At 62.0% G+C, this 1,212-nt stretch carries 1 protein-coding gene; it reads left to right on the top strand.

What is annotated here, in order from left to right; translation table 11 throughout:
• Nucleotides 1–176: 176 nt before the first annotated feature.
• Nucleotides 177–1,127, top strand: a complete 951-nt coding sequence (locus tag NCS03_RS30990) for an IS110 family RNA-guided transposase (protein ID WP_425129925.1) — start codon at nucleotides 177–179, stop codon at nucleotides 1,125–1,127.
• Nucleotides 1,128–1,212: the final 85 nt, after the last annotated feature.

Raw genomic sequence — 1,212 nt, 5'->3', positions numbered from 1 at the left:
TGGCGTCCGGAAGCTGATCTCTCCCGTTCGCTCGAAGCGGTAGCCCGTTTGTGTTACATGGGCTCACAGCCCGAAAGAAAGCTGGTGGCGCCGCTTCTCCTTACCGCTTTGAACCCGGACAGTTGACTGAGCCTCGAGCTCGTATCTTTGCAAGTATGGGTGCTGTGGTGAACCAAATCCAATCCTCTTCCGTCTCGCCTTTGTTCGTTGGCATCGATGTCAGCGGCTCCTTTCTCGACATCGCCTTCCACGAATCCTCCGAACTCTTTCGCCTGGCCAATTCTCCCGATGGCTTCGCGCAGCTGATCCACCGACTGCTGCCGCTCAACCCACAACTCATCGTGCTCGAAGCCACCGGCAAGCTCGAACGCGCCGTCCTCGAAGCCCTCTGCCAGGCCGGCTTGCCCGCCGTCGCGGTCAATCCCAAGCGGGTGCGCGACTTCGCCAGGTCCGCCGGCGTACGGGCCAAGACCGATCGCATCGATGCGCGCCTCATCGCCCGCTATGGCGCGACCATCAAACCCGAAGTCAGACCCCTGAACGACGAGCAAACCCAGCAGTTGCAGGCCCTCATCCTGCGCCGCGCACAGCTCATCGAGATGCTCACCGCCGAGCAAAATCGCCGCAAACGCGCCCATAAATCCGCTTTGCCAAGCATCGATGAGTTCATTCGCTTCATCTCACAGCGCATCAAGGACGCCGATCGCGACATCGACGCCTTCCTGCACGCCAACGATCTCTGGCGCAAGACCGAGGCCGTGCTGCGCTCGGTGCCCGGCATCGGCAAAGGCGCCGCGGCCGTGCTCATTGCCTTTCTGCCCGAACTCGGAACCCTCAACGCCCGCGAAATCGCCTCGCTCGCCGGGCTCGCCCCGTTCAATTCCGATAGCGGCGCTCACTGCGGCCAGCGACACGTCTCGGGCGGCCGCCCCATCGTGCGGCGCGCCCTCTACATGGCCTGCGTCGCCGCCCAGCGATCCAACGCGCACATCAAGGCGTTTTGCGACCGCCTGCGCGCCAGAGGCAAAAAGACCAAAGTCGCCTTCGTCGCAGCAATGCGCAAGATGCTCACCCAGCTCAACGCCATGATGCGCGACGGCACAACTTGGAATCCCCCAAAACCATGATCCTTACCAACTCAACCCTTGACGCTCAATACAGTTGCTTTCTTTGCAGCAGCAAAGAAAGTGACTGCCGCCCCGCACAGGGGCA

This window comes from Caballeronia sp. ATUFL_F1_KS4A (assembly GCF_023630905.1).
GTDB lineage: Bacteria > Pseudomonadota > Gammaproteobacteria > Burkholderiales > Burkholderiaceae > Caballeronia > Caballeronia zhejiangensis.
This window is presented reverse-complemented; position numbering and strand designations above follow the sequence as displayed.